The following is a 22,164-nucleotide window of genomic DNA, read 5'->3' as shown; positions in this document are numbered from 1 at the left end:
GCAGCGATCACGCCGTCGAGTATGCCCACGTCGTTGCCGGGTGCGCAAGCATTCCGCGTCGCGAAGGGCACCTTTCCCGCCGGTGGGCGTGCCGGGTGGTGGTGCGCGCCGTCGGGCACGAGCTGCTGAGCGCCAGAGGCGCAGTGTCCGGCCTGCGGCATAGACTTGTCGGGCGATGCATCCTCTCTTCGACATCCCCGCGTCCCCGCCTGCGCCGGAGTCCGCGCCGGCCCGCCCGCACCGACCCGGGGCGGCCGCCGCGCGCCTCGATCCGCAGCAGCTGCTCGCCGGGCTCAACGGGCCGCAGCGCGACGCCGTCAGCCATGCTGGCTCGCCGCTGCTGATCGTGGCCGGCGCCGGGTCCGGCAAGACCCGGGTGCTCACGCACCGGATCGCCTACCTGCTCGCCGCTCGGGACGTGCACCCCGGCGAGATCATCGCGATCACCTTCACCAACAAGGCCGCCGGCGAGATGAAGGAGCGCGTCGCCGCGCTGGTGGGCCCACGGGCCCGCCTGATGTGGGTGTCGACGTTCCACTCGGCCTGCGTGCGGATCCTGCGTGCCGAGCACGAGCACGCCGGCCTCAAGTCGACATTCTCGATCTACGACGCGGACGACTCCCGCCGGTTGATGCAGTTGGTAACCCGCGAGCTGGATCTCGACCCGAAGCGCTACCCGGCGCGTGGGCTGGCCGCCCAGGTCTCCAACCTCAAGAACGAGCTGGTCGACCCGGAGCAGTTCGCGGCGCGGGCCACCGGGCCCAACGAGCGGGCGCTGGCCGAGGCGTACACGCTCTACCAGCGTCGGCTGCGCGAGGCACACGCCCTGGACTTCGACGACCTGATCATGACCACGGTGCACCTGCTCCAGTCCCACCCGCACGTCGCGGAGAGCTACCGCCGACGGTTCCGGCACGTGCTGGTCGACGAATACCAGGACACGAACCACGCCCAGTACGTCCTGATCAAGGAGCTGGTCTCCGGCACCGACGGGCTGGAGCCCGCCGAGCTGTGCGTGGTCGGCGACGCCGACCAGTCGATCTACGCGTTCCGGGGTGCGACGATCCGCAACATCCTGGAGTTCGAACGGGACTTCACCGACGCTCGGACGATCCTGCTGGAGCAGAACTACCGCTCCACCCAGACCATCCTCAACGCGGCCAACGCGGTGATCGACCGCAACACCTCCCGCAAACCCAAGCGACTGTGGAGCGAGGCCGGCGCCGGCGAGCAGATCGTCGGCTACGTGGCCGACACCGAGCACGCCGAGGCCGACTGGGTGGCCCGGGAGATCGACCGGCTGGTCGACGCCGACGAGACCCGCCCCGGCGACGTCGCCGTCTTCTACCGGACCAACGCGCAGTCCCGCGTCTTCGAGGAGGTGTTCATCCGGGTCGGCCTGCCCTACAAGGTGGTCGGCGGGGTGCGCTTCTACGAGCGCAAGGAGGTCCGCGACGCCCTGGCGTACCTGCGTTCGGTGGTCAACGACGACGACACGGTGAGCCTGCGGCGGGTGCTCAACACCCCGCGCCGGGGGATCGGCGACCGCGCCGAGGCGTGTGTCGAGGCGCTCTCCAGCCGCGACCGGATCTCCTTCGGCGCGGCGCTGCGGCGGGCCCGAGAGGCTCCGGGCATCTCCAGTCGGGCGGCCAACGGCATCGCGGACTTCGTGGCGCTGCTCGACGGCGCCCGCGAGCTGGCCGAGACCGGCACCCCGGAGGAGGTGCTGGAGGCGCTGCTGACCCGTTCCGGCTACCTCACCGAGCTGGAGGAAAGCCTGGACCCGCAGGACGCCGGCCGGGTGGACAACCTCCAGGAGCTGGTCAGCGTCGCCCGCGAGTACACCGAGCGGATCGAGGCGCTGGGCGAGGAGGGGGAGCGGGCCACTCTGGCCGGCTTCCTGGAGCAGGTGGCGCTGGTCGCCGACGCGGACCAGATCCCCTCCGACGACCCCGACCACCAGGGCGTGGTCACCCTGATGACGCTGCACACCGCCAAGGGGCTGGAATTCCCGGTGGTCTTCCTGACCGGGCTGGAGGACGGCGTCTTCCCGCACCTGCGCTCGCTGGGCGACACCCGCGAGTTGGAGGAGGAGCGCCGACTGGCGTACGTCGGCATCACCCGTGCCCGACAGCGGCTCTACATGTCCCGGGCGGTGACCCGCTCGGCCTGGGGGCAGCCGTCCTACAACCCGCCGTCACGCTTTCTGGAGGAGCTGCCGAGCGAGTTGGTGCACTGGGAGCGCACCGAAGGGTCGTACACCTCGTGGGCTGGCGGGGGCGGCGGCGTCGGTGGCCGCGCGGACCGCGCGCCCGGCGCGCGTGGCAACTTCACCGGGGGTACGCCGAAGGCGGCCCAGTTGGCGCAGCGGCTCGGCGTGGACGCCAGCCGGCTGACCACCGCCAGTGAGCTGCCGCAGGGGCCGAAGGTGTCCGCGGGCGACCGGGTCAACCATCAGCGGTACGGGCTGGGGCGGGTGCTCGCCGTCGAGGGGCACGGCCCGGGTGCCCGCGCGCAGATCGATTTCGGCGACCAGACCATGTGGCTGGTGCTCCGGCACGCCCCGGTCGACAAGCTCTGACCCCGTCGTCCCAAGATCGTGCTAGATCAAGGAAAGAGTGGCCTCGCGTACCGCTGAGGCCACTCTTTCCTTGATGTTGCGCCCGGACCGCGCCCGGACGTCGCCTCAGCAGCCCAGGTCGACGCCGCGGGACCGCATGAACGGGGCCGGGTCGATCTGGTTCCACATGCCCTGGTGCACCTCGAAGTGCAGGTGCGGGCCGGTGGCATCGCCGGTGGCGCCCTCGTAGCCGATGACCTGGCCGGCCTTGACCTTCTGCCCGACGGTGACCGCGATGCGGCTCTGGTGGGCGTAGTGGGTCAGGTAGCCGTTGCCGTGGTCGATGAAGACGGAGTTGCCGTACCCGTCGGAGGCGTCGCCGGCCTGGGTCACGGTGCCGGCGGCCGCAGCGTGGATCGGCGTACCGGACGGCAGCGCCAGGTCGATACCGGCGTGCAGGGTGCCCCAGCGCTGCCCGTAGCAGGACGTGACGGCTGCGCCCGGCATCGGGTCGACCCAGGCGGGCGTGGGCCTGGTGGTCTTTTTCGGCTTCGGCTTGGCCTTCGCGGCGGCCGTCTTCGCGGGGGTCGGGCTGGCGCTGACCGTCGACGGGCTGGGCGTCGGGCTGAGCGAGGGGGCGACCGGGGTGCTCGACTCACGGACCGAGCGGTCGGCCCGGCTCGCGGCCTCGGCCCGGGCCTGGGTGTCGAGGGAGACGGCGGCGGGGGCCGGGTGGTCGGTGCCGCTGGTGGCGACGGCGACACCACCGAGGCCGAGGGCTACCAGGGCGGCGGCCCCGAGCACGATGAGGCGGTTCCGTCGGCCGGTGCGCTGCGGCGGCGCGGTCTCGCTGGTGTCGGGGGTGTTCTCGTTCTGGACGGGGCTGTCTTCCTGCACGGCGGACCTTCACAGTCGAGGGGCACTTGACCTCGAAATACTGGTGTCGGGCCGAGGTGGGGTGGGCGCGGGGACCGAACCCTCGGACGGAGAGCGGACGATCGGCTGCCCGGATATGACCCGCTGTGCGGCGCTACATCCGGAAAAGTGATCATGTTGGTGGGTGCCGTCGGTCACATTCGACACTGTGACCCGGGATACATCCGCCGTGACCGCCCAACGCAAAACCGCCCGGATCGACAGATCCGGGCGGTCAACGGTCGTTACGCATCGTCAGGAGGCGGCTACCTCGCTGTAGATTGCCTCGACTTGCAGCTTGATGTCCACTCCGCGCTCCTGGAGGAACGGCACCGGGTCGATCGGCTGCCCCTTGACATGGATCTCCAGGTGCAGGTGGGTGCCGTACGCGTGGCCGGTCTGACCCACGAGGCCGAGCTGGTCGCCCGCCTTGATCTGCTGGCCTTCCTTGACGCTCACCGCGGAGGAGTGGCCGTAGATGGCCTCGCTGCCGTCGGCGTGCTGGACGATCACCGCGTTGCCGTACCCGCCGAACCAGCCGGCCTTGGTGACCAACCCGTCGTGGATCGCCACGTAGGGCGTGCCTTCGCCGGCGACGAGGTCCACGCCGGTGTGCAGCTTGCCCCAGCGCATCCCGTACGGGGAGTTGAAGTCGTAGCCCTGTAGCGGCAGCAGCCAGACCTCGGGCTCGGCGCTGTCCTTGCTGCGGCTGTCCCGGGAGGCGCGGTCGGCGTTCTCCGAACGGGCCGCGACGTCCTGGCTGGTGACCGACGCCTGCTTGAGCTCGTCGAGGACCGTCGGGCTGACGTCCTTGGCGTCCGGCAGGGCGCTCGCGCCGAGGGCCACGATGCCGGCACCGACGAACGCGGTGGTGACGACAGCGGCGTAACGGCTGCGGGGTGGGGTGGGTACGCGGCGGCGACCGCGATATCGATCGGGCTCAGACGACAGGCGCTGGCGCACGCACACCCTCCGTTGTCGGGGTTCCGAAGCGGCCGGTGGGCATCCCCTGGAACTCCAGTGAAACGTCCGCTGACCGCGTCGTCACCCGTCCATGGACCTGATGACAACCGTGGACACGTTAGCCAACCGCCAGGCGAGTCACAAGCTAGACCGAAAAATTGGCGTGTCGGTCTGTCCGTTTGCGTCCCTGATTGTCATGCATCGCGACGCCGAACGGTGCCCCCGTCGCTGCCCGTTCGTCGCCGAGCGTGACCGTTCCGGCGGAGTCGTCCGGCTTGACTCCGAACGGTGCCGGGATGGTGTCCCCGGCCCTGCCAGCGGCGCGGCGGCGGTGAGGCCGGCATGGGGGTGGGTCGGAGTTCTCCGGGTTGCCGGGTGGACACGCCGGGTAACGACCGGTGGCAGAGCCCGGATTTCCCGGGCCGGGCCCGCCGGGTTACCGTTCGTTAAGGTCATGGCGGTCAAGCCGGTGAAAGGTGTGCGCTGATGAGCTCTCGTATTCGGGTCGTCGTCGCCAAGCCCGGCCTGGACGGCCACGACCGGGGCGCGAAGGTCGTCGCGCGCGCCCTGCGGGATGCCGGGATGGAGGTCGTCTACACCGGCCTGCACCAGACTCCCGAGCAGATCGTGGAGACCGCCATCCAGGAGGACGCCGACGCGGTCGGCCTGTCAGTGCTCTCCGGGGCGCACATGACGCTCTTCCGACGGGTGCTGGAACTGCTCGGTGAGCGGGACGCCCGCGACATCGTCGTGTTCGGTGGCGGCATCATTCCGAACGGCGACATTCCCGAGTTGGAGAAGCTGGGCGTCGCGAAGATCTTCACGCCGGGCGCCACCACCCAGGCGATTGTCGAGTGGGTCCGACAGAACGTGGCCCAGCCGGTTTCCTGAGGCACGCCGATCTGCTGCGTCACCGAGTTTTGGGCACGGGGGAGGGGCCGGACGCACCCCTCACACGTCCGGCCCCTCTATGCACGATGCCCCGCCGCCACCCCTCGACCGACAGGGCATCGGCCGTATCCCGTCATTGCGCTGTTCGGCGCTCCGACATCTGACTCAACGACGCCTCCACGGCAGGGTTACGCAAGCCGGACAACATCGCCCGGACGGTGGATGCCACCCGCGTCATGGCCGGAAACCGGCCACACCTGATGTCCGGTTGTGCATTACCGCACACCGTGCACCCGCTCGGTTGCCGGTGGTGCCGACCTCGCTAGGCTGCGGCCAATGGCCTGTTTCAACTGATGACAGGCGTCAAACTGTTTTCTGAACGCTGGTGGCGGCGCGACGGCGCGCCGCGGAGACGGGACGGGACGCGCAATCGTGGACCTGTACGAGTACCAGGGGCGGGACCTGTTCGAGCGGCACGGCTTGCCCGTGCTGGCCGGCGGCGTCGCCACTACCCCGGAAGAGGCCCGCGCGATCGCCGAACGTCTTGGCGGCCGTGTGGTCGTCAAGGCGCAGGTAAAGGTCGGCGGCCGAGGTAAGGCCGGCGGCGTCAAGCTGGCCGAGGGCCCGGATGAGGCGGTGGCCCGTGCCACCGACATCCTCGGCATGGACATCAAGGGTCACACCGTCCACAAGGTCATGATCACGGTGACCGCGGACGTGGCCGAGGAGTACTACTTCTCGTACCTGCTCGACCGGGCGAACCGCACCTTCCTCTGCATCGCCAGCGTCGCCGGCGGCATGGACATCGAGCAGGTCGCCGCCGAGACCCCCGACAAGGTCGTGAAGGCCCCGATCGACGCCGTGAAGGGCGTGGACGAGGCCAAGGCCCGCGAGATCGTGACCGCCGCCGGCTTCCCGGCCGAGGTCGCCGACCAGGTGGTCGAGATCGCCGTCGGCCTGTGGCAGGCGTTCGTCGCCGAGGACGCCACCCTGGTCGAGGTCAACCCGCTCGCCAAGAACGGCGACGGCCGGATGCTCCTGCTCGACGCCAAGATCAGCCTGGACGAGAACGCCGCGTTCCGGCACCCGGACCACGAGGCGCTGGTCGACCAGGCCGCCGTGGACCCGCTGGAGCAGGCCGCCAAGGCCAAGGACCTCAACTACGTCAAGCTCGACGGCGAGGTCGGCATCATCGGCAACGGCGCGGGTCTGGTCATGTCGACCCTCGACGTGGTCGCGTACGCCGGTGAGCGGCACGGCAACGTCAAGCCGGCCAACTTCCTCGACATCGGCGGCGGCGCGAGCGCCGCGGTGATGGCGAACGGGCTGGAGATCGTGCTCTCCGACCCGGCCGTGAAGAGCGTCTTCGTCAACGTCTTCGGCGGCATCACCGCCTGCGACGAGGTCGCCAACGGCATCATCCAGGCGCTGGCCCTGCTGGAGCAGCGCGGCGAGCAGGTCACCAAGCCGCTCGTCGTCCGTCTCGACGGCAACAACGCCGAGGCTGGCCGGGCCATCCTGGACAGCGCGAACAACCCGCTCGTGCAGCGGGTGGACACCATGGACGGTGCGGCCGAGCGGGCCGCCGAGCTGGCAGCTGCGGGGGTCTGATCATGGCTATCTGGCTGACCAAGGACTCGAAGGTCATCGTCCAGGGGATGACCGGTTCCGAGGGTTCCAAGCACACCCGGCGGATGCTGGCCGCCGGCACCAACGTGGTCGGTGGCGTCAACCCGCGCAAGGCGGGCCAGACTGTCGACTTCGACGGCACCGAGCTGCCGGTCTTCGCGTCCGTCGCGGACGCGATGGCCGAGACCGGGGCCGACGTCACGGTCATCTTCGTGCCGCCGCAGTTCACCAAGGCCGCCGTGGTCGAGGCGATCGACGCCGCGATCCCGCTGGCCGTGGTGATCACCGAGGGCGTCCCGGTGCACGACACCGCGTCGTTCTGGGCGTACAACGTGGCGCAGGGCGAGCGGACCCGGATCATCGGGCCGAACTGCCCGGGCATCGCCTCGCCGGGCGCGTCCAACGCCGGCATCATCCCGGCCGACATCACCGGCTCCGGCCGGATCGGCCTGGTCAGCAAGAGCGGCACGCTGACCTACCAGATGATGTACGAGCTGCGCGACATCGGTTTCTCCACCTGCGTCGGCATCGGCGGTGACCCGATCATCGGGACCACCCACATCGACGCCCTCGCGGCGTTCGAGGCCGACCCGGAGACCGACGCCATCGTCATGATCGGTGAGATCGGTGGCGACGCCGAGGAGCGGGCCGCCGAGTTCATCAAGGCCAACGTCACCAAGCCGGTGGTCGGCTACATCGCCGGCTTCACCGCTCCGCCCGGCAAGACCATGGGTCACGCCGGGGCGATCATCTCCGGCTCGGCCGGTACCGCCGAGGCGAAGCAGGCGGCGCTGGAGGCCGTCGGCGTCAAGGTCGGCAAGACGCCGACCGAGACCGCGAAGCTGATGCGGGAGATCATGTCCGGCAGCTGAGCCGGCCAGGCAGTACGAAGGGGGTCGACCGGTCACGGTCGACCCCCTTCGGCGTACGCGCGCTCCGCGCTGGTCAGTCGTTGTTCCAGAACGGGTAGTTGCCGGTCGAGCGCAGGATCGCCCCGCCGATGATGTTGATCACGCCGAACGCGATGGCGAGGTAACCGAGCAGCGGGGACTGCCCGTACCGCCGGGCGTCGCGGATGGACAGGTAGCCGAAGACGATGCCGAAGATGCCGCAGCAGATCAGCCCCAGCACGATGCCCAGCACGCCCCAGAGGGTGGTTCGGTCGCGTCCCTGGGCCGGTGGCGGTGGGGGAGGCGGGTATGGCGTCGTCACAGCGTCCTCCGAGCGGTCATGGGCGACGTGCCGGCCCGGACCGCGACCGGCGGGCCCGTCCCGGGTGGCGGCGACTCGCGCCCCCTCAGGGCCGAGGCTAGACCGGCCCGGGTGGGCAGGACGTCGGTTCGGTGAACTCGCCGACCTTAGGAGGGGTTAACGGACTGCCACCGCCCGCGCGACGTGCCAGAGTAGAGCGGATGTCCCCCGTCACCCCTGACCGTCCCAGCCGTCCCGGCGGTGTGAGCGCCGACGACCGGCCGGTCGACCGTGCCGCACCGGCCCGGCGGGTGCCCGCGCCCCGCGCGGGCGGGTCGCCGCGCGGGCGGGCGCCGTTGCCAGTCGCCGCCGGGGTGGCCGCCTGCTGGGCCGCCCTCACCTCGTACCTGCCGGTCGCCATCGTGCTCGGCCTGGTGCAGCTCGGCGCGGATGGCACCACAGTGACCGGCACCCTGCGCACCGCGCTGGCCGGCTGGCTGCTCGGGCACGGCGTGCCGCTGCACACCGAGACCGGGCCGCTCGGGCTCGCCCCGCTGGCGCTGACCGTGCTCGCGCTCTGGCGGCTGACCCGCGCCGGCGTGCACGTCAGCCGCGCGATCGGTGCCCGCGACACCCGCTCACCGCGCCGGGCACTGCTCGCCGCGGTGGCGGTCGGTGTCGCGTACGCGCTGCTCGGCGCGCTCGCGGCGGTGCTGGTCGGCACGGGTGGGCCCAATGTGTCGCTGATCCGGGCGGGCGCCACGTTCGCGGCGGTCGGCACACTCGCCGCGCTGGTCGGCGCGGTCCGGATCACCGCCGTGACCCGGCTGCTCGTCACCCGGCTTCCCGGCCCGGTGCGCGACGGCGTTCGCACCGGCCTGGTGGCCGGGCTGCTGCTGCTCGGCGCGGGCGCGGGCGCCGCCGGCCTGGCGGTGGCCACCGGCGGCGGCGACGCCGCCGACATGATCGGGGCGTACCGGACCGGGGTCGCCGGGCAGGCCGGCATCACCCTGGTCAGCGTCGCGTACGCGCCCAACGCGGCGGTCTGGTCGACCAGTTACCTGCTCGGGCCGGGGTTCGCGGTGGGGACCGACACCGCGGTCCGTACCAGCGAGGTGTCGGTCGGCGCGCTGCCGGCCGTGCCGCTGCTCGCTGGCCTGCCGCGTGGCCCGGTGGACGGCTTCGGCGCCCTGCTGCTCGCGGTGCCGGTGCTGGCCGGGATGGTCGCCGGTTGGCTGCTCGCCCGGCGGGTGGCTCGGCTCGCCGTGCCGGAGCGGGCTGCGCAGCGCTGGGCCGAGTTGCTGGCGCCGGCGGTGCTGGCCGGGCCGGTGGCCGGGGTGGTGCTCGGTGCGGCCGCGGCGGTCTCCGGCGGGCCACTCGGCGCCGGTCGGCTGTCCCAGGTCGGCCCGGTGGGTTGGCAGGTCGGGGCGGTGGCGGCCGGTGTCATCGCGGTCGGCACGCTGCTCGGCGCCGCCGCCACCCGGGCGCTGACCCGCAGTCCCGCGCAGCTGACCCGCAGTCCCGCGCAGTAGAGCCGCTGCCACCCGGGCGTTGACCCGCGGTCCCGCTCGGTAGACGAGCGCGGGGCGCCCCGGGCGAACCCGGAGCGCCCCGTCGAATCCGAGCCCGTCAGGGCTGGGCGGGCAGGTTGACGTTCAGCACAACGCTCAAGATGATCGAGATGATGCCGAGCGCGACGCCGACCGCACCACAGATCAGGCCGGCCTTGGCCTGGCCGGCGTTGCTGGCCTGCCCCTGGGCAGCCTTCTGCTTGCCCAGGTAGCCGGTCACCAGGGCCCCGATGCCGACCGGGATGCCCAGGATGGCGCAGCAGGCCAGAGGGATCGACGCGATACCGAGGATCAGCGCCACCAGGCCGAGGGTGTTGTTCTGCCCCTGTGCCTGCGGGTACCCGGCGTTCGGGTAGTTCGGGGCGCCGTACGGGGGCTGCTGCTGCGCGTACGGGTCCTGGTGCGGCGGCTGCTGACCGTACGGCTGCCCCGAGGTGGGCTGCTGACCGTACGGGGCCTGCGGCGCGGCGTACGGGTCCTGCGGCTGCTGACCGTACGGCTGGCCGGAGGTGGGCTGCTGGCCGTACGGGGCGGCCGGCGGCTGGGGAGCGGTCGGGTCCTGGTTGGGCTGCTGGCCGTACGGGTCCTGACCGGGGTTACCGGGCTGCATTCGAGAAGCTCCTTGGACTGGTTCCGTCAGTTGGTGCTCTTTGTTTCCATCCATGATCGCGGTCAGTCCTCCCAAAGCCCAGTACAGCAACAGGACGACATATCTTTCAAAGCAGGCAAAAGGCCCTTGTCGACCGCTTCGTGTGCCGGATCAGGGGCGGTGTGGGCCGGCGCGGCGTTCGGCCCGAGCGAGCGGCAGCGTATCGGGTCGACGCACGTCGGCACTGTCGAAGATCGGCACACCGCCCAGTCGAAGGGCGTCCCTGACCTGCCCGATAGGGTGGCCCGGTGACCGAGCCCGCGCCTGTCGCCCGCATCGTCGTCCTCATCTCCGGCTCCGGGAGCAACCTTCAGTCGCTGCTGGATGCCGCCGCCGACCCCGCGTACGGCGCACAGGTCGTCGCGGTCGGCGCGGACCGCGACGGCATCGCGGGCCTGGACCGGGCCGACGCCGCGGGGGTGCCGACCTTCGTCGAGCGGGTCCGCGACCACGACACCCGGGAGGACTGGGACCGCGCGCTCACCGCGCACGTCGCGAAGCACCAACCCGACCTGGTCATCTCCGCCGGTTTCCTCAAGCTGGTCGGCCCGCACTTCCTCGCTGCCTTCGGCGACCGCTACCTGAACACCCACAACACGCTGCTGCCGGCGTTTCCCGGCATCCACGGCCCGCGTGACGCCCTCGCCTACGGCGTGAAGCTCACCGGAGCCACCCTCTTCTTCGTCGACGCCGGCATGGACACCGGGCCGATCGTCGCGCAGGTAGCGGTGCCGGTGCTGGACGACGACGACGTCGACACGCTCACCGAGCGCATCAAGGAAGCCGAGCGACGCCAGCTCGTCGAGCAGGTCGGTCGGCTGGTCCGCGAAGGCTGGACCATCACCGGAAGGAAGGTCACGGTTCCGTGAGTCCCACTCAGGACGGGCGCCGCCCGATCAGGCGGGCGCTGGTCAGCGTCTACGACAAGACCGGGCTGGTTGAGCTGGCTCAGGCCCTGCACGCGGCCGGTGTGGAGATCGTGTCCACCGGCAGCACGGCGGGCACCATCGCCGCCGCCGGGGTGCCGGTGACGCCGGTGGAGACGGTGACCGGGTTCCCCGAGGTGCTCGACGGCCGGGTGAAGACCCTGCACCCGAAGGTGCACGCGGGTCTCCTCGCGGACCTGCGGAAGGACACGCACGTGGCACAGCTCGACGAGCTGGGCGTGGCGGCGTTCGACCTGCTGGTCTCCAACCTCTACCCCTTCCAGGCGACAGTCGCCTCCGGCGCCGACGTCGAGGAGTGCGTGGAGCAGATCGACATCGGTGGCCCGGCCATGGTGCGGGCCGCCGCCAAGAATCACGCCTCGGTCGCCGTACTCACCGACCCGGCCGGTTACCCGGCGCTGCTGGGCGCGCTCAGCGAGGGTGGCTTCACACTGGCCCAGCGTCGCGCGCTGGCCGCCCGGGCGTTCGCCGACATCGCCGAGTACGACGTCGCGGTGGCCCAGTGGTGTGCTCGGGAGCTGGCACCCGCCGACGACTGGTGGCCGCAGTTCGCGGGGCTGGCGCTGCGCAAGTCGACAGCGCTGCGCTACGGCGAGAACCCGCACCAGCCGGCCGCGCTCTACACCGACCCGGACGCCCCGGCCGGGCTGGCCCAGGCCGAGCAGTTGCACGGCAAGGAGATGTCCTACAACAACTACGTCGACGCCGACGCCGCCTGGCGGGCCGCTAACGACTTCGTCGACCAGCCGGCGGTGGCGATCATCAAGCACGCCAACCCGTGCGGAATCGCGGTCGGCGCGGACGTCGCCGAGGCGCACCGCCTGGCGCACGCCTGCGACCCGGTGTCGGCGTACGGCGGCGTCATCGCTGTCAACCGGTCGGTCTCGCTCGAGCTGGCCCGGCAGGTCGCCGAGATCTTCACCGAGGTGGTGGTCGCCCCCGGCTTCGACGAGGGCGCGGTCGAGGTGTTGCAGGGCAAGAAGAACATCCGGCTGCTGCGGGCACCGGCCTGGAAGCCGGCGCTGGTGGAGTTGCGGCCGGTGACCGGTGGCGTGCTGGCCCAGGTCGCCGACCGGGTGAACGCACCCGGCGACGACCCGGCCAACTGGCAGTTGGCGACCGGCGAGGCCGCCGACGAGGAGCTGCTGCGGGACCTCGCGTTCGCCTGGCGGGCGGTCCGCGCGGTGAAGAGCAACGCGATCCTGCTCGCCAAGGACGGCGCCACCGTCGGCGTGGGCATGGGTCAGGTCAACCGGGTCGACTCGGCGCAGCTCGCGGTCAGCCGCGCCGGTGCCGACCGGGCCCGCGGCTCGGTCGCCGCCTCGGACGCGTTCTTCCCGTTCGCCGACGGCCCGCAGATCCTCATCGACGCCGGCGTCCGCGCCATCGTGCAGCCCGGCGGCTCCATCCGCGACGAAGAAGTCATCGAGGCGGCCAAGAAGGCCAACGTAACGATGTACCTAACCGGAACCCGCCACTTTTTCCACTAACCCCCGGGGCTCGACCCCGTCGATCATGAAGTTATTGCCCTGCACGTCGGCGTGTCAGGGCAATAACTTCATGATCAACAGCAGGGGTCTGGGCCGGTCAGGCCGGGGTGGGGCGGAGTTCGGCGAAGTGGCAGGCGGATGGGTGGGGGTCCGCCGCTCTCGGGACCGTTGCCGGGTCTTCGACGGCGCAGATGTCCTGGGCCTTCCAGCAGCGGGTCCGGAAGTGGCACCCGCTCGGCGGGTCGGCCGGGCTGGGCACGTCGCCGACCAGCCGGATCATGTTGCGCTGGTCGCGGGCCTCCGGGTCCGGCACCGGCACGGCAGAGAGCAGAGCCTGGGTGTACGGGTGGGTGGCCCGCTCGTAGATCTCGTCCTCGGTGCCGATCTCGACGATCCGACCGAGGTACATCACCGCGACGCGGTCGGCGATGTGCCGCACCACGGACAGGTCGTGCGCGATGAAGATGTACGAGAGCCCCAGCTCGCCCTGCAACTGCTTGAGCAGATTGATCACCTGGGCCTGGATGGAGACGTCCAGCGCCGACACCGGCTCGTCGCAGACGATCACCTCGGGCTTCAGCGCGAGGGCGCGGGCGATGCCGATGCGCTGACGCTGACCACCGGAGAACTGGTGCGGGTACCGGTTGATGTGCTCCGGGTTGAGCCCGACCAGGTCCAGCAGCTCCTGGACCCGCTTGGCCTTGCTGCCCTTCGGCGCGGCATCCGGGTGGATCTCGAACGGCTCGCCGATGATGTCGCCGACGGTCATCCGCGGGTTCAGCGAGGTGTACGGGTCCTGCATCACCATCTGCATGTTGCGGCGAAGCCGGCGCAGCTCGCCGCCGGAAGCCTTGAACAGGTCCTTGCCCTCCAGGGTGGCGCGTCCGGAGGTGGGCGTCTCCAACCGCATCAGCAGCCGGGCGAGGGTGGACTTGCCGCAGCCGGACTCGCCGACCACGCCGAGCGTCTCGCCCCGACGCAGCTCGAAGCTCACCCCGTCGACGGCCTTCACCGCCCCGATCTGCCGCTGGAACAGCACGCCCTGGGTGATCGGGAAGTGCTTCACCAGGTTGTCGACGGAGAGGATGGTCTCGCCGCGGACCTTGGTGGGGTTAGCGGGCGACGCTGTCATCACGGACCTCCTGCGCGAAGTGGCAAGCGCTGGTCCGGCCGTCGCCGAGGACCAGGTCGTGCGGCACCTCGTCCACGCAGACCTGCTGGACGTAGGGGCACCGGGGGTGGAACGGGCAGCCGGACGGGATGCGCATCAGGTTCGGCGGCAACCCCTTGATCGTCGACAGTTCCTGGCCGCGGACGTCCAGGCGCGGAATCGACTCCAACAACCCCTTGGTGTACGGGTGGGCGGGCGCCTTGTAGAGCGAGCGGACGTCGGCGTGCTCGACGATCCGGCCGGCGTACATGACCGCGATCCGATCCGCGACACCGGCGACCACACCCAGGTCGTGGGTGATCAGGATCATCGCCATGTTGAGTTCCCGGCGCAGGTCGGCCAGCAGGTCCATGATCTGGGCCTGCACTGTCACGTCGAGGGCCGTGGTGGGCTCGTCGGCGATCAGCACCTTCGGGTCCAGCGCCAACGCCATGGCGATCATGACGCGCTGCCGCATGCCGCCGGAGAACTGGTGCGGGTAGTCGCCGATCCGCTTGGCGGCACCCGGGATCTTGACCAGATCCATCAGCTCGACGGCACGACGTCGAGCGTCGGCTCGGGACATGCCGGCGCGCTGGCGCAGCGTCTCACCGATCTGCCAGCCGACCGGGAAGACCGGGTTGAGGGCGGAGAGCGCGTCCTGGAAGATCATCGCGATCTCCTTGCCGCGTACCTGCCGGCGCTGCTCCTCGGAGCGGGTGAGCAGGTCCTCACCCTTGTAGAGGATCTGGCCGGAGCGGACGAACGCGGGCGGGGTGTCCAGGATGCCCATGATCGCCTGGGCGGTGACCGACTTGCCCGAGCCGGATTCGCCGAGCACGGCAAGGGTCTCGCCGGCGTCCAGGTGGTACGACACACCGTTGATCACCCGGGCGACGCCCTCGTTGGTGCGAAACTCGACGTGCAGGTCCCGCAATTCCAGCAGGTGACCGCCCTCGGGTGTGGCGGAGGCGGGAGTTGGATTGACGGTCATGGTGTTCTCACCGCAGCTTCGGGTCGAAGGCGTCACGGATCGCGTCGCCGAGCATGATGAACGCCAGCACGGTCAGCGCCAGGAAGGCCGACGGGACGATCAACGGGGTGGCCGCCTCCCGCATGTGGATCCGGCCGGTGTCGATGTCCTGCCCCCACGAGATGGTGGGCGCCTTCAGGCCGATGCCGAGGAAGGAGAGCGTCGCCTCGGCCGCGATGAACGAGCCGAGCGCGATGGTCAGTACGACGATCGCCGGGGCCAGCGAGTTCGGCAGAATGTGCCGCCACATGATCCGGCTGTTGCCGGCACCGAGCATCCGGGCCGCCGCGACGTAGTCCTGCTCCTTCGCGGTGATCACCGAGGACCGGACCACGCGGGCGGCGGTGGTCCAGCCGAGAAGAGCCAACACGAAGACGACAGCGCCGATCCGAGCCCACTGGCTGTCACTGGACACCCGCTTGAGCAGCACGATCGCGGCCAGCAGCAGCGGAATGCCGAGCACCACGTCGATCACCCGGGAGAGCACCGCGTCGACCCAGCGGCCGAAGTAACCGGCCAACATGCCGATCACCAGCGCGATGATTCCGGTGCCGAGCGCGGCGAGCGCGCCGACCAGCAGCGACGCCCGGGTGCCGTAGACCGCCCGGGAGTACGTGTCGCAGCCCTGGAAGTCGTACCCGAAGATGGCCCCGCCGGACGGCCCGGCGTGTTGCCGGGAGAGCAGGCAGTCGTTCGGGCTGTTGGCGGTGAAGACCCCGGGGAGCAGCGCCATCAAGGTGAAGATGACGACCAGCGCCAGCGAGATCCAGAAGATCGGGTTGCGGCGCAGGTCGCGCCAGGCGTCCCCGGCCAGGCTGCGGGGCTTGTTCGCGGCGCCGACCTGGTTGGGCGTGCCAGGCTCCCCCGAGGGGCCACGTCGCGCGGCCTGGTTCTCGGTGGCCGCCACAGTCTCAAAGTCACTCATAGCGGATCCTCGGGTCGAGTACGGCGTACAGGACGTCCACCACCAGGTTCGAGACCAGGTAGACCACGACGAGCACGCTGACGATGCCCACCACCAGGGGGCCGTCCTCGGTGCGGATGCCGCGGAAGAGGTTGAAGCCCACGCCGGGGATGTTGAAGACGCCCTCGGTGATGATCGCGCCGCTCATCAGGTTGCCCAGTTCCACACCGAGGAAGGTGACCACCGGGATCAGCGAGTTGCGCAGCACGTGGACGACGACGATGCGCCGCTTGACCAGGCCCTTGGACCGGGCGGTCCGGACGTAGTCCGCGCGCAGGTTCTCCGCCACCGAGGCCCGGGTGAGTCGTAGGGCGGTGGCCAGCGACAGCGAGCCGAGCACGATGCCCGGCAGCAGGAGCGCGTAGAACGTCGGGTCGGAGCCGGCGGTGGGTGGGAAGAGCTGCCACTTGACGCCCAGGAAGTACTGCGCCAGCGGCGCCAGCACGATGGTCGGGATGCCCAGCACGAGCAGGGTCAGCACCAGCGTCGAGTTGTCGAAGATGCTGGCCCGGCGGATGCCGGCGAGGACCCCGGCGGTGACACCGAAGATGATCGCCACGGCGAGCGCGATGAGCGCGAGCCGCACGGTGACCGGCCAGGCCTGCTGGAGGATGTCACCGATGCTCCGACCGGTGAGCGACTCGCCCAGGTTGCCCTGGAGCAGGTCCTTCACGTAGTCGAAGTAGCGGTAGAAGAAGCCGCCGACGCCCGTCTGATCCAGGTTGTACTTCTCGGTGAGGTAGGCCCGCTGCGCTGGCGTCACCGGCCGTTCGCCGGCGAGCGCCTGGATCGGGTCGCCCTGCCCGGCGAATGTCAGCGCGTAGACGATCAGGGTGGTCCCGAAGAACGCCAGGACCATCTGCAGTAGGCGCCGCAGGATGTAGCGGAACATGCTTAGCAGTCTCTCCGGAAATGTGCGAAAGGGTCGCAGGACGGCATCTCTGGTCGTACCCGAAATATCCGAGACGTGCCGTCCGGCCCGGGGGAGCCGGCACCACCGACGCCGGGTCCGCTGCTGCGACCCGGCCCCGGTGGTGCGGTCCGGGCCACCCGGGCTTCGTCGCCCGGGTGGCCCGCACCATGGTCAGCTCAGCTGGCTGCTTCGATCTTGACGAGGTTGACCCGCTGGAACAGGTCCATCTCCACGTTCTTGACCTTGGACGAGTGGCCGAACACGTTCTCGCCGAAGCGGAGCGGGATCACCGGCATGTCCTTGGCCAGGATGTCCTCCGCCTGCCGGTACTTGGCGATCGCCTCGTCCTGCGTCTTGGCGGCGGAACCCTCCTTGACCAGCTTGTCGAACTCCGGGTTGCTGTACCCGTAGTAGTTCGACGAGCCGTTCGTGCTGTACAGCGGGCCGAGGTAGTCCTCCATGGTCGGGTAGTCCATGACCCAACCCATCCGGAACGCACCCACCGGCGTCTTCTTCTCGACCTTGGTCAGCAGGTCGGCGAACTTCGGCTCGGCCGAGCCGACCGCGTCCACGCCCAGGTTGGCCTTGAGCTGGTTGACAGTGGCGTCGACCCAGTCCTTGTGCCCGCCGTCGCCGTTGTACGAGATGACGATCTTCGACGGACCGCCGGCGGCCTGGTAGAGCTTCTTGGCCTCGGTCGGGTTGAACTCGCCGGCCTTGCCCGCGGTGTTCTCCCGGTAGCCCGGCAGGACCGGCGAGACGAAGGAACGAGCCGGCGTCTGCGAACCCTTGAAGACCGACTTGGTGATCTCGTCACGGTCGATCGCCATCGAGATGGCCTTGCGCACGTCCGGGCTGCTGTAGTCCTTGTCGAACGTCGGGAACGCGAGGAACTGGAACGACGACATCGGGCTGGTCTTGTACCGGTCGCCCAGGTCGCTCGGCGCGGTGCTCAGGCTCTCGGTCGGGATCGTGGGCAGCACGTCCAGGTTGTCCGCAAGGACGTCCGCGTAGGCCGCGGTGAGCTGCTGGTAGATCCGGAACTCGATGTTCTTGACCTTGGGCTTCTCGCCCGGGTACGCGTCGTAGCGCTCGACGTCGATCTTGCTGTCGTGCTGCCAGGCGCCCTTCATCTTGAAGGGGCCCTGCCCGATCGGCGCCTGCTCGTAGGAGTCCTTGAGCACGCCCGGAGCCGAGAACGCGGCGTCCGGCATCGGGTAGAACGCGGTGTAGCCCAGCGTCGTCTTGAAGTCGATGTACGGCTCGGAGAGCGTCGCGGTGAAGGTGAGGTCGTCGACCTTCTTCAGGCCGGACATCTCCTTGGCCTTCGGCGCCTTGCCCTGCAGGTCGGCGTAGCCAGCGATCTTCTCGAAGAAGAAGTTGCTGTCCTGGCCGTTCGGGGCGTACGCGCCGTAGTTCCACGCGTTGATGTAGTCCTCGGACGTGACCTTCTCACCGTTGTGGAAGGTGAAGCCGTCCTTGAGCTTGATCGTCCAGACCTTGTTGTCGGACGAGGTGATCGACTGCGCGGCGACCTCGTACGGCTTGTTCTGGGCGTCGTAGTCGACGAGCGGGCTGAACAGGCCGGTGAGCACCTGTGCACCGGACGTCTCGGTGGTGTTTGTGGGAACCAGGTGCTTCGGCTCGGCGATCTGAATGCTGACCACCGAACTGTCGCTGCCACCGGATCCACCGTCTCCGCCGCTGCCGCAGGCCGCGAGGCCCAGCGTCACCGCGAGCGGGAGGGCGGTCCAGGCGGCGAGTCTACGAACTCGCATTGAGCCTCCTCATCTCCTCACGCTGCGCAGTCAGGCCCGACGCTGGGTTACGCTGCGCAACAAGCCGTAACGGTAGGTCGGCGACGAGCCTTCGACAACGACGCGGTTGCGGGTGGGTAACGGTCCGGGGTTGCCTTCCTTGTCGGGGGCGAGTGAACCTGCTACACCAAACCGGGTTTATCGACGTTGAACTGCGGAAACCACGAAGGTTGACGACGTGTTCGCCCCTGCTCGGCCGTCGCCGCGCTGCCTGGGGCGGCCGTCCGGTCTCCGCAGAACCGGCCCGGTCTGTCTGGTTCGACCGTGATCGAACCCACAAATTGTCACCGAAAGTGACTAGCAACACCTCACGCACGGTGACTTCAGTGGCTCTCGTCCCACCCTGGCCCGGCCCGTCCGGTCGCCGCCCCACCGCACAGCGCGGCGACGGCCCGAGCGAGGTCGTCTGATCCGCGGGCGGTGGCCGTGAGACGATCTGGTCGTGACGGCGACGCTTCTGGACGGCAAGGCAACCGCAGCGGAGATCAAGGACGAGCTGCGCATCCGGGTGAAGGCACTCGCGGAACGCGGCATCACCCCCGGGCTCGGCACGGTCCTGGTCGGTGCGGACCCGGGCAGCCAGGCGTACGTCAACGGCAAGCACCGCGACTGCGCGGAGGTGGGCATCGCCTCGATCCGCCGCGAACTGCCGGCCGACGCCACCCAACAGCAGGTCGACGACGTACTAGCCGAGCTCAACGCCGACCCGGCGTGCCACGGCTACATCGTTCAACTGCCGCTGCCGGCCCACCTCGACACCCAGCGGGTGCTTGAGTTGATCGACCCGGACAAGGACGCCGACGGCCTGCACCCGGTCAACCTGGGTCGGCTCGTGCTCGGCTACGACGGTCCGCTGCCGTGCACGCCGCGCGGCATCGTCGAGCTGCTCCGCCGGCACGACGTGGCGCTGCGCGGGGCCACCGTCGCGGTGGTCGGTCGCGGCAACACGGTTGGCCGACCGCTCGGCCTGCTGCTCACCAGGCGCAGCGAGAACGCCACTGTCACCCTCTGCCACACCGGCACCCTGGACCTCGCCTCGCACACCCGGGCCGCGGACATCGTCATCGTCGCGGCCGGCGTACCGGGTCTGCTCACCGCCGACATGATCAACCCCGGTGCGGTGGTGGTGGACGTCGGCATCACCCGCGTGATCGGCGCGGACGGCAAGGGCCGCTACACCGGCGACGTGGACCCGGAGGTGGTTGAGACGGCCGGCGCGCTGGTCCCCATGCCCGGCGGTGTGGGCCCGATGACCCGGGCCATGCTGCTCACCAACGTCGTCGAGCGCGCCGAGCGCGGCTGACCCGCACCTCGGTGGCGTCGAACCAGGACGGCGGTGACGTTCACCCCATCCCGGCGATGGCCGCCGCCCCTGGCCTGATCGGTGCCAGGATGACTGATACGGTCCGGAAAACCGACTGGTATCAGGGAGTGGGACGACCATGGGTAAGAAGGTCACTGTCGTCGGGGCTGGCTTCTACGGCTCCACCACCGCACAGCGCCTGGCCGAGTACGACGTCTTCGACACCGTAGTGATCACCGACATCGTGGAGGGCAAGCCCGCGGGCCTCGCGCTCGACCTCAACCAGTCCCGGGCCATCGAGGGCTTCGAGACCAAGGTGGTCGGCGTGACCACCGGCCCCAACGGTGAGGGCTACGAGAGCATCGAGGGCTCCGACGTCGTCGTGATCACCGCTGGTCTGCCGCGCAAGCCCGGCATGAGCCGGATGGACCTGCTGGAGACCAACGCCAAGATCGTCCGTCAGGTCGCCGAGAACGTCGCCAAGTACGCCCCGAACGCCGTCGTCATCGTGGTCTCCAACCCGCTGGACGAGATGACCGCGCTGGCCCAGCTCGCCACCCAGTTCCCGAAGAACCGGGTGCTCGGCCAGGCCGGCATGCTCGACACGGCCCGGTTCAGCAACTTCGTCGCCGAGGCGCTGAACGTGCCGGTGGCGTCGGTACGCACGCTGACCCTGGGCTCGCACGGCGACACCATGGTCCCGGTGCCGTCCAAGAGCACCGTCAACGGCAAGCCGCTGCGCGAGGCCATGCCGGCCGAGCAGATCGAGGAGCTGGTCGTCAAGACCCGCAACGGTGGCGCCGAGGTCGTCGCGCTGCTCAAGACCGGTTCGGCCTACTACGCCCCGTCCGCCGCCGCGGCCCGGATGGCGAAGGCCGTCGCGGAGGACTCCGGCGAGGTCATGCCGGTCTGCGCCTGGGTTGACGGCGAGTACGGCATCTCCGGTGTCTACCTGGGTGTCGAGGCCGAGATCGGCGCCGAGGGCGTCAAGCGGGTCGTCGAGACCGACCTGGACGCCGACGAGCGCGCCAGCCTCCTGGAGGCTGCCGAAGCCGTCCGCGCCAAGCAGGGCGACATCTCCAGCATGTAGTTCCCCCGAACCACAGCACCAGCGAAGGGCGCGCCAGCAAACCCGGCGCGCCCTTCGCCGTCCAGCCCCTCCCCGCCCGACCCTCCCTGACCCGGCCCCCGCTCCTCCCCGCCCCGGTTGATCAAGAGGTTTGCGTCAGGAATCGCGCCTGCGGTGACGCAAACCTCTTGATCAACGAGGTGGGGGTGCGCGAGATCGCGCTTGAGGCCTAGGTGGGCTGGTGGGGGGTGAAGGGGGCGCCGAGGTGGGGGGTGGCCAGGACGGTGGGGGAGTGGGTGCGCAGGGCGCTCAGCCGGGAGGTGCGGGCGAGTTCCGGGTCCTCCTCGTGGGCGTACGCCAGGTCGGGGTCGACGAGTTGCACCATGTGCACCAGTAGGTCCCCGGTGAGCAGCATCTGTTCGTCGGCCGAGGTCAGGAGCACCGACTGGTGACCGGGCGTGTGGCCGGGGGTGGGAAGCAGACGTACCGCTGGGGTGAGGGCGGTCTCGCCGTCGACCACCCGGAGCTGGCCGGCGGCGCGCAGGGGCGCGATGAGGCCGGCCGGCAGCCCGGGGTTGAGCGTCTCCGCCGCGTCGACTTCGGCGCGCTGCAGCAGGTAGCTCGCGTTCGGGAAGTGCGGCTGTCCCGGCGTGCCGGTGACCGCCCAGCCGATGTGATCGCTGTGCAGGTGGGTCAGGACGACAGTGTCGACATCGGCGGGGTCGATGCCCGCGGCGGCCAACTCGGCGGGCAGCCGCCCAGGCACTGGCGCCCAGCTCGCGGCGGGTGCGTCGGCCGGGCCGATCCCGGCGTCGACCAGCGTGACCGGCCCGTCGCCCGCGCGGATCGCGAAGCTGCGGAACGCCAGCCACCACTGCCCGTCGGCGGTCACCGAGCCGGGGTCGCGCCGGTCGGCCTCCGCCCAGTGCGCCGCTGTGGCCTGCGGAAACGCCTCCGCGCGGGGCTGGAAGAAGGCACCCTCACCGTCGGTGAGTGCGGTGACCGTGATAGACCCGAGGGTGCGGTTCAATGGCATCGGACGATGATTCCAGGGCATTCCTGTTCCGCGCAGCCCGGTTCCGCCGGCCGGTCGAGGCCGGCTGGGGGCT

At 70.2% G+C, this 22,164-nt stretch carries 19 protein-coding genes; 9 read left to right on the top strand and 10 right to left on the bottom strand.

The features are described 5' to 3' along the window. Positions 1-175: 175 nt before the first annotated feature. Complete coding sequence (gene pcrA / locus GA0070561_RS26275; RefSeq protein WP_091406365.1) at positions 176-2,581, top strand: DNA helicase PcrA; 2,406 nt, start codon at positions 176-178, stop codon at positions 2,579-2,581. A 105-nt stretch (positions 2,582-2,686) separates the two neighbouring features. On the opposite strand, the gene GA0070561_RS26270 is transcribed toward pcrA, so the two are convergent. After that, positions 2,687-3,457: a M23 family metallopeptidase gene (locus GA0070561_RS26270; protein ID WP_091406363.1), complete on the bottom strand. Its 771-nt coding sequence runs from the start codon at positions 3,455-3,457 to the stop codon at positions 2,687-2,689. A gap of 273 nt (positions 3,458-3,730) precedes the next feature. Further along, the gene (locus GA0070561_RS26265; RefSeq protein WP_091406360.1) at positions 3,731-4,438 is read right to left on the bottom strand and encodes a M23 family metallopeptidase; all 708 of its coding nucleotides are present in this window, start codon (positions 4,436-4,438) and stop codon (positions 3,731-3,733) included. A 486-nt stretch (positions 4,439-4,924) separates the two neighbouring features. On the opposite strand from GA0070561_RS26265, the gene icmB reads away from it, so the two are divergent. From icmB to sucD, 3 genes are all read left to right on the top strand, one after another. Beyond that, positions 4,925-5,329, top strand: coding sequence for a coenzyme B12-dependent isobutyryl CoA mutase small subunit (icmB, locus tag GA0070561_RS26260; protein ID WP_030491849.1), 405 nt, complete (start codon positions 4,925-4,927; stop codon positions 5,327-5,329). 432 nt (positions 5,330-5,761) lie between these two features. Further along, positions 5,762-6,940: an ADP-forming succinate--CoA ligase subunit beta gene (sucC, locus tag GA0070561_RS26255; RefSeq protein ID WP_091406357.1), complete on the top strand. Its 1,179-nt coding sequence runs from the start codon at positions 5,762-5,764 to the stop codon at positions 6,938-6,940. A 2-nt stretch (positions 6,941-6,942) separates the two neighbouring features. Further along, positions 6,943-7,830, top strand: coding sequence for a succinate--CoA ligase subunit alpha (sucD, locus tag GA0070561_RS26250; RefSeq protein ID WP_030337831.1), 888 nt, complete (start codon positions 6,943-6,945; stop codon positions 7,828-7,830). Between the two features lie 73 nt (positions 7,831-7,903). Here sucD and GA0070561_RS26245 read toward each other — a convergent pair whose 3' ends face one another. Beyond that, positions 7,904-8,170 (bottom strand): hypothetical protein, encoded by a 267-nt coding sequence (locus tag GA0070561_RS26245; protein WP_091406354.1) that lies wholly within the window; start codon positions 8,168-8,170, stop codon positions 7,904-7,906. A gap of 200 nt (positions 8,171-8,370) precedes the next feature. Between GA0070561_RS26245 and GA0070561_RS26240 the strand changes: the two genes are divergently transcribed. Then, positions 8,371-9,681: a cell division protein PerM gene (locus GA0070561_RS26240; RefSeq protein WP_091406352.1), complete on the top strand. Its 1,311-nt coding sequence runs from the start codon at positions 8,371-8,373 to the stop codon at positions 9,679-9,681. Between the two features lie 97 nt (positions 9,682-9,778). Here the strand turns inward: GA0070561_RS26240 and GA0070561_RS26235 are convergent, their stop codons facing one another. Continuing rightward, complete coding sequence (locus GA0070561_RS26235; RefSeq protein ID WP_091406350.1) at positions 9,779-10,330, bottom strand: DUF4190 domain-containing protein; 552 nt, start codon at positions 10,328-10,330, stop codon at positions 9,779-9,781. 287 nt (positions 10,331-10,617) lie between these two features. Between GA0070561_RS26235 and purN the strand changes: the two genes are divergently transcribed. Further along, on the top strand, positions 10,618-11,238 hold the full coding sequence (purN, locus tag GA0070561_RS26230; RefSeq protein WP_091406347.1) for a phosphoribosylglycinamide formyltransferase: 621 nt from the start codon (positions 10,618-10,620) through the stop codon (positions 11,236-11,238). Further along, a complete protein-coding gene (purH, locus tag GA0070561_RS26225) occupies positions 11,235-12,806 on the top strand; it encodes a bifunctional phosphoribosylaminoimidazolecarboxamide formyltransferase/IMP cyclohydrolase (protein WP_091406344.1) in 1,572 nt (523 codons plus the stop codon). Before purN ends, purH begins: the two co-directional genes overlap by 4 nt. 97 nt (positions 12,807-12,903) lie before the next feature. On the opposite strand, the gene GA0070561_RS26220 is transcribed toward purH, so the two are convergent. The 5 genes from GA0070561_RS26220 to GA0070561_RS26200 all read right to left on the bottom strand — a co-directional run bounded on the left by GA0070561_RS26220 (position 12,904) and on the right by GA0070561_RS26200 (position 18,644). Continuing rightward, entirely contained in the window at positions 12,904-13,938 is a 1,035-nt protein-coding gene (locus GA0070561_RS26220; protein ID WP_091406342.1) for an ABC transporter ATP-binding protein, read from the bottom strand. Beyond that, positions 13,919-14,950 (bottom strand): ABC transporter ATP-binding protein, encoded by a 1,032-nt coding sequence (locus GA0070561_RS26215; protein ID WP_091406340.1) that lies wholly within the window; start codon positions 14,948-14,950, stop codon positions 13,919-13,921. Before GA0070561_RS26215 ends, GA0070561_RS26220 begins: the two co-directional genes overlap by 20 nt. A gap of 7 nt (positions 14,951-14,957) precedes the next feature. Further along, positions 14,958-15,914 carry an ABC transporter permease gene (locus GA0070561_RS26210; protein ID WP_091406338.1) on the bottom strand — a complete coding sequence of 319 codons (957 nt, stop codon included), beginning with the start codon at positions 15,912-15,914 and terminating at the stop codon, positions 14,958-14,960. Further along, the gene (locus GA0070561_RS26205; RefSeq protein ID WP_091406336.1) at positions 15,907-16,845 is read right to left on the bottom strand and encodes an ABC transporter permease; all 939 of its coding nucleotides are present in this window, start codon (positions 16,843-16,845) and stop codon (positions 15,907-15,909) included. Before GA0070561_RS26205 ends, GA0070561_RS26210 begins: the two co-directional genes overlap by 8 nt. Before the next feature lie 197 nt (positions 16,846-17,042). Then, entirely contained in the window at positions 17,043-18,644 is a 1,602-nt protein-coding gene (locus GA0070561_RS26200; RefSeq protein WP_091406335.1) for a peptide ABC transporter substrate-binding protein, read from the bottom strand. A 481-nt stretch (positions 18,645-19,125) separates the two neighbouring features. On the opposite strand from GA0070561_RS26200, the gene GA0070561_RS26195 reads away from it, so the two are divergent. Further along, entirely contained in the window at positions 19,126-19,986 is an 861-nt protein-coding gene (locus GA0070561_RS26195; RefSeq protein ID WP_091406333.1) for a bifunctional methylenetetrahydrofolate dehydrogenase/methenyltetrahydrofolate cyclohydrolase, read from the top strand. Between the two features lie 139 nt (positions 19,987-20,125). After that, positions 20,126-21,076: a malate dehydrogenase gene (locus GA0070561_RS26190; protein WP_091406331.1), complete on the top strand. Its 951-nt coding sequence runs from the start codon at positions 20,126-20,128 to the stop codon at positions 21,074-21,076. Between the two features lie 208 nt (positions 21,077-21,284). On the opposite strand, the gene GA0070561_RS26185 is transcribed toward GA0070561_RS26190, so the two are convergent. Then, positions 21,285-22,091, bottom strand: a complete 807-nt coding sequence (locus tag GA0070561_RS26185; protein ID WP_091406328.1) for an MBL fold metallo-hydrolase — start codon at positions 22,089-22,091, stop codon at positions 21,285-21,287. Between the last annotated feature and the right edge of the window lie 73 nt (positions 22,092-22,164).

Source organism: Micromonospora saelicesensis, from assembly GCF_900091575.1.
Classification (GTDB): domain Bacteria; phylum Actinomycetota; class Actinomycetes; order Mycobacteriales; family Micromonosporaceae; genus Micromonospora; species Micromonospora saelicesensis.
This window is presented reverse-complemented; position numbering and strand designations above follow the sequence as displayed.